This is a genomic window from Streptomyces flavofungini, assembly GCF_041028215.1.
Lineage (GTDB): Bacteria > Actinomycetota > Actinomycetes > Streptomycetales > Streptomycetaceae > Streptomyces > Streptomyces flavofungini_B.
Map to the genome: position 1 here is coordinate 1 of NZ_JASKYR010000541.1, position 5,781 is coordinate 5,781.

The following is a 5,781-nucleotide window of genomic DNA, read 5'->3' on the forward strand; positions in this document are numbered from 1 at the left end:
CCTCCGGCTACCCGATGACCGACATGCAGACCGAGGCCGCCACCCCCGGCCGCCTGGTCGTCGGCCACCCCTTCAACCCGCCCTACCTCATCCCGCTCGTCGAGGTCGTCGGCGGCGAGCGGACCGACGCCGAGGCCGTCGCCTGGGCGTCCCGCTTCTACGAGGTCGCGGGCAAGTCCGTCATCACCATGAAGAGCGAGGTGCCCGGCTTCATCGCCAACCGCCTCCAGGAGGCGCTGTGGCGCGAGGCGCTGCACATGGTCGCCAGCGGTGAGGCCACCGTCCAGGAGATCGACGACTCGATCACCGAGGGCCCCGGCCTGCGCTGGGCGTTCATGGGCCCCATGCTCACCTTCGCGCTCGCGGGCGGCGAGGGCGGCATGGCCCACATGCTCGACCACTTCGGCCCGTCCCTGAAGTCGCCCTGGACGCGCCTGGCCGCCCCCGAACTCGACAAGAGGCTGTACGACGCCGTGGTCGCCGGGTGCGACGAGGCGGCGGCGGGCCGCACCATCGCCGACCTGGTGGCCGAGCGCGACCAGGGCGTCATCGACGTCCTGCGCGCGACGGGCCGACTGCCCCAGCAGCGGAAGGAGGCCAAGTGAGCCTCCCCCTGCTCCACCGCGAGGTCCGCGCCGAGTGGATCGACTACAACGGCCACATGAGCGAGGCCTTCTACGTCCTCGTCTTCGGCTACGCGACCGACGCCATGATGATCGAGACCGGCCTGCACGCGGGGTACCGCGAGTCCACGGGCTGCTCCCTCTACACCGTCGAGGCGCACGTCCGGTACCTCAGCGACGTCCCCGAGGGCGCCCACCTCGCCGTGCGCACGCGCGTCCTCGGCGCGGACGCGAAGAAGGCGCGCTTCGCGCACGAGATGTACGTGGTGGGGGAGTCCGGTGCCGAACCGGCCCCGGACGCCGCCCCCGTGGCGACCACGGAACTGCTCGCGCTCCACGTCGACCAGGGCGCGGGGCGGGCGGTGCCGTTCCCGGACGGAATCCGGGAGCGTCTGACGGGCCTCGCGGAACCGGCGCCCGAGTGGGCGGGACGCTCAATCGCGGTCGTTCCGAAGCCCGTCTAGCGGTGTGTGGGCGGTCTCCGGAAGCCGCAGATAGACGGCGGAGGAGACGAGGCAGAGCACGGCCACGTACCAGGGGAAGAGACCCGGGGACCCGATCTCCTTGAACAGGGTCCCCACGTACGGGGCCGTGCCGCCGAACACCGCCACGGTCAGCGAGTACGGGAACCCGATCCCGGCCGCCCGGACCCGCGCCGGGAAGACCTCCGCGTTCACGGCGGCGGAGATCGACGTGAAGCCGGTGAGCAGCACCATGCCCGCGCACTGCACGAGCAGCAGCGAGACAAACGACCCGGTCAGGAGCGAGAGCAGCGGCACGCTCAGTACGGCGAAGCCGACGCCGAAGAAGAGCAGCGGGGGACGCCGCCCGAGCCGGTCGGAGAGCAGTCCGCCGACCGGCTGGAGCAGGGCGAAGAACGCCAGCGACAGGGTTCCGGCGAGCAGCGCGTCGCTCTTGGCGATGTCGGTGTTCAGCTCGGCGTACGTCGGCAGGTACGACGTCCAGGTGTAGTACGCGAGGGTGCCGCCCGCGGTGATGCCGCAGATCAGCAGCGACTGGCGCGGATGGTGCCGGAGCGCGTCGAAGAGGCCGGGCCGCTCGGCGGGTTCGGCGGGTGTCCGGTGCGTCTCGTGCGCGCCCTGCCGGATCCAGAAGCCGACCAGGCTGAGCAGCGCGCCGATGACGAACGGCAGCCGCCAGCCCCAGCCGTCCATCTGCCCCTCGGAGAGCGTGGCGACCAGCAGCGCGGCGACGCCGGAGGCGGCGAGCTGGCCCGCGCTGGTGGAGACGTACTGGAAACTGGAGAAGAGGCCGCGCCGCCCCGGGCCCGCCGACTCCACGAGGAACGTCGTCGACGCGGCGAACTCACCGCCCACCGAGAGGCCCTGGAGCAGCCGCGCGAGCACCAGGACCACCGGGGCGAGCACACCGGCGGAGGCGTAGGTCGGGGTGAGGCCGACGAGCAGGCTGCTGCCGCCCATCAGCAGGATGGTGACGGTCAGCGCCGCCCGCCTGCCGCGCCGGTCGGCGACCGCGCCCATGAGCAGCCCGCCGACGGGCCGCATGAAGAAGCCGACCGCGAAGACGGCGAAGGTCGAGAGCAGCGGCACCAGGGAGTTGCCCGTGCCCTTGGGGAAGACCTGGCCCGCGATGTAGGTGGCGAGGAAGGTGTAGGCGTACCAGTCGTACCACTCCACGGCGTTGCCGACGGAGGCGGCGAGGAGCTGCCGGACGGGGCGCCGCGGGGCGGGGTGGCCGGCGGTGGTCGCCTGCTGGTCGTGCTGTGTCATGATCACGACCTTCCCCGCATCGGCGGCGCCCCACACGTACCGTCCGGCAGGCGGACGGGGACGCGGACCGGGTCCTGGCGGGTCAGCCGGTCGTCGGCTTGTACGCGTACACCGTCGTCGTCACCAGGCACGGTGACGGCGGCACCACTTCCACCCGCAGGGTGCGGCGCGCCGTGTCGTAGTCCACGCCCTCCGTCTCGAACGAGCCGGAGCAGAGGCTGCGTTGCGGCGAGGCGAAGAGGCTGGAGACGTGGCCGGTCACCGGCTTGCCGTCGAGCGCGCGGTCCAGGTCGACCTGGAGGACGGGCCGGTCCTCGGGGAACAGCTCCCTGGACGCGTCGTTCGAGGCGCACACCAGGCGGGTCGCCGAGGCGAAGTCGCAGCCCTGGATGTCCCGCACCGGCTTGTCCAGCGAGATCTGCCCGGCCTGGGCGAGGGTGCCGCCAGTGGGCGGGGTCGCGGAGTTGAGCAGCGGCGCGGGGAAGACCTGGAGGCGGTTCTGGTCGCCCCACTCGCCGGAGACCAGCCACTGGGAGTCGGGGGAGACGGCCGCGAAGGAGTTGTTCAGCTTCTCGCCCGCGTCGAGCGGATGCTCGTAGAGGTAGCGCTTGCCGCCCGGTGTGGTGACGGCGTACATCTTCGACTTGGCGTCGTCACCGCCCTGGTAGGCGTCGAAGGTGTGTCCTTCGGCGATGTCCGGGTCGCCTATGTGGCCCCAGCCCTTGATCCGCAGATCCAGGGGTATCGAGGCGAGGCCCCGGTGGAGCAGGCCGCCGTCCGCGCGGCTCGCCAGGCCCTGGCCGCCGGTGAGGGAACTGACCTGCGTGGTGCCCGTCTCCTGCCAGCCGCCGGGCGAGGCGGGGGCGGCGGACGCGCCGCCGCCCGTCACCACCGCCAGTGCGACGGCGCCGAACAGAGCGGTTGATGCCTTCCAAAGGGTCATCGGGGCGCTACCTCCGTGGGGGGTCGGAACGCTGCGGCGCCATCGTACGTAACGTGAGCCCCGGCGATAACGGTCCGACGGAAGGCGGTTCAGACGTGCAGCTCACCATCCTGGGCGGAGGAGGGTTCCGGGTGCCCCTGGTGTACGGGGCGCTCCTGGGCGACCGAGCCGAGGGCCGCGTCACCGAAGTCGTCCTGCACGACCTGGACGCGGGGCGGCTCGACGCCGTCGCCCGTGTCCTCGCCGAGCAGGCCGACGGGGTGCCCGGCGCGCCCGTCGTCACCGCGACCACCGACCTCGACGAGGCGCTGCGCGGGGCCGACTTCGTCTTCTCCGCGATCCGGGTCGGCGGCCTTGAGGGGCGCGCCGCCGACGAGCGGGTCGCCCTGGCCGAGGACGTGCTCGGCCAGGAGACGGTGGGCGCGGGCGGCATCGCGTACGGGCTGCGGACCGTGCCCGTCGCGGTGGACATCGCGCGGCGCGTCGCACGGCTCGCGCCGGACGCCTGGGTCATCAACTTCACCAACCCGGCGGGCCTGGTCACCGAGGCCATGTCCCGCCACCTCGGCCACCGCGTCATCGGCATCTGCGACTCGCCCGTCGGCCTCGGCCGCAGGGTGGCGCGGGTGCTTGGCGGCGACCCCGACGAGGCCTTCATCGACTACGTGGGGCTCAACCACCTCGGCTGGCTGCGCGGTCTGCACATCGCCGGGCGCGACGAACTGCCCCGGCTGCTCGCGGACGACGCGCTGCTCGGCTCCTTCGAGGAGGGCCGCCTCTTCGGCACCGACTGGCTCCGCTCACTCGGCGCGGTCCCCAACGAATACCTGCACTACTACTACTTCAACCGCGAGGCGGTACGCGCCTACCAGGCGGCGGAGCAGACCCGGGGCGCCTTCCTGCGCGACCAACAGGCCCGCTTCTACGCGGAGATGGCACGCCCCGGCGCCCCCGCGCTCAAGACCTGGGACGACACCCGCGCCGAGCGCGAGGCCACGTACATGGCGGAGAACAGGGAAGCGGCGGGCGTGGGGGAGCGGGCCGAGGAGGACCTGGAGTCCGGCGGGTACGAGAAGGTGGCGCTGGCGCTGATGCGGGCCATCGCGCGGAACGAGCGGGCGACCCTGATCCTCAACGTCCGCAACGGCACCACGCTCGCCGCCCTGGACGCCGACGCCGTGATCGAGGTGCCGTGCTCCGTCGACGCCAACGGCGCCCACCCCCTGGCGGTGAGCCCGCTGCCGGGCCATGCCACCGGACTCGTCTGCTCGGTCAAGGCGGTGGAGCGCGAGGTGCTCGCGGCGGCGGAGAGCGGGTCCCGCGCCACGGCCGTCAAGGCGTTCGCCCTGCACCCCCTGGTCGACTCGGTGGCGGTGGCGCGCCGCCTGGTGGCGGGCTACCGCGAGGCGCACCCGGGCCTCGCCTACCTGCGCGGCTGAGCGACGGCACCTGGCCGCCGGGGCGCGGGCGCGGCCTGCGATGATCGCGGGATGAGTCCCGTCGTCTCCATCGGTGCCGCGGCCCGCCGCCCCTGCACGCTCGTCGTGTGCCGTGGCTGCTGCTGCGGCGACGCCCGCAAGAACCCCGGCATCGACCACGCCTGGCAGCTGGAGCGGCTGCGCTCGGCCGCCGCCGCCTCGCGGGGCCGCTTCACGGTCCGCACCAGCGACTGCCTCGGCCCGTGCGGCCAGGCCAACATCGTCGTGGTCCAGCCCTCCCACGAGGGCCGCCGCAGGGGCGGCCGGGCGGCCTGGGTCGGCTTCGTCACGGACGAGGCGTCCCTGGACTCCATACTCGCCTGGGCCGAAGCGGGCGGCCCCGGCCTCGCGGCACCGTCCCCGGCACTTGAGCTCCAGATGGTGGATCCGCGGGCGGTGTAGGAGGCCTGCGGAAGGCGCAAGGGGCCCGCTGCGGCTGCGGCGGACCCGCGCCCCCCTCATGCCCCGGTGCGGCCCGTCACGCCGTCACCTCGATGACGATCTTGCCGCGCGCGTGGCCCTCCTCCACCGCCCGCAGGGCCTCGTCCGCCCGGTCGAGGGGGTAGACCGCCGTCACCAGAGGATGCAGGACGCCCGCTTCGGTGAGACGGGCGATCTCCGTGAGGACCTCGGCGTTCCTGGCCCGTGCCACCGGGGCGCCGCCCAGCTTCTCCACGGTCTCCTTGGCGGCGGCCGTGATCAGCTTCCCGTGGCGGTCGGCGAGGAGATCCGCCACCTCCGCGAGACCGTCGCCGCCCACCAGGTCGAAGACCGCGTCGACCCGGCCGCCGGGTGCCGCCGCGCGCACCCGCTCGCCGCACTGCATGTGGCGCGCGGSCGGGCGAACTGCGCCGCCGCCACGCCGACCCCGCCACCGGCCCCCGTGATCAGCAGCGTCGCCCCGGCGGGCAGCGCGAGCTGGCGCAGCCCGTCGTACGCGGTGGCCGCCGCGACCGGCAGCGCCGCCGCGTCCGTGAAGGAGACGG

The 5,781-nt window shown here is 73.6% G+C and carries 6 protein-coding genes and 1 pseudogene; 4 read left to right on the forward strand and 3 right to left on the reverse strand.

All coding sequences use genetic code 11. The features are described from left to right. Together AB8Z36_RS29150 and AB8Z36_RS29155 are read left to right on the forward strand one after the other, a co-directional pair. A partial coding sequence (locus AB8Z36_RS29150; protein WP_369216377.1) for a 3-hydroxyacyl-CoA dehydrogenase NAD-binding domain-containing protein occupies nucleotides 1–605 on the forward strand: 605 nt, incomplete at its 5' end. Beyond that, the gene (locus AB8Z36_RS29155; protein WP_369216378.1) at nucleotides 602–1,087 is read left to right on the forward strand and encodes a thioesterase family protein; all 486 of its coding nucleotides are present in this window, start codon (nucleotides 602–604) and stop codon (nucleotides 1,085–1,087) included. The genes AB8Z36_RS29150 and AB8Z36_RS29155, both read left to right, overlap by 4 nt. On the opposite strand, the gene AB8Z36_RS29160 is transcribed toward AB8Z36_RS29155, so the two are convergent. Together AB8Z36_RS29160 and AB8Z36_RS29165 are read right to left on the reverse strand one after the other, a co-directional pair. Next, a complete protein-coding gene (locus AB8Z36_RS29160; protein WP_369216379.1) occupies nucleotides 1,058–2,374 on the reverse strand; it encodes an MFS transporter in 1,317 nt (438 codons plus the stop codon). The genes AB8Z36_RS29155 and AB8Z36_RS29160 overlap by 30 nt on opposite strands. A gap of 82 nt (nucleotides 2,375–2,456) precedes the next feature. After that, complete coding sequence (locus tag AB8Z36_RS29165) at nucleotides 2,457–3,317, reverse strand: hypothetical protein (protein ID WP_369216380.1); 861 nt, start codon at nucleotides 3,315–3,317, stop codon at nucleotides 2,457–2,459. Between the two features lie 95 nt (nucleotides 3,318–3,412). Between AB8Z36_RS29165 and AB8Z36_RS29170 the strand changes: the two genes are divergently transcribed. Together AB8Z36_RS29170 and AB8Z36_RS29175 are read left to right on the forward strand one after the other, a co-directional pair. After that, nucleotides 3,413–4,756, forward strand: coding sequence for a 6-phospho-beta-glucosidase (locus AB8Z36_RS29170; RefSeq protein WP_369216381.1), 1,344 nt, complete (start codon nucleotides 3,413–3,415; stop codon nucleotides 4,754–4,756). Between the two features lie 51 nt (nucleotides 4,757–4,807). Further along, a complete protein-coding gene (locus AB8Z36_RS29175; protein WP_369216382.1) occupies nucleotides 4,808–5,197 on the forward strand; it encodes a (2Fe-2S) ferredoxin domain-containing protein in 390 nt (129 codons plus the stop codon). 76 nt (nucleotides 5,198–5,273) lie between these two features. Here AB8Z36_RS29175 and AB8Z36_RS29180 read toward each other — a convergent pair. Continuing rightward, nucleotides 5,274–5,781: pseudogene (locus tag AB8Z36_RS29180) on the reverse strand (zinc-binding dehydrogenase); the annotation flags it as partial.

Coding starts and splice junctions, on each gene's coding strand:
- AB8Z36_RS29160 (WP_369216379.1), bottom strand. CDS start 2,374: ATGACACAGCACGACCAGCAGGCGACCACCGCCGGCCACCCCGCCCCG.
- AB8Z36_RS29165 (WP_369216380.1), bottom strand. CDS start 3,317: ATGACCCTTTGGAAGGCATCAACCGCTCTGTTCGGCGCCGTCGCACTG.
- AB8Z36_RS29175 (WP_369216382.1), top strand. CDS start 4,808: ATGAGTCCCGTCGTCTCCATCGGTGCCGCGGCCCGCCGCCCCTGCACG.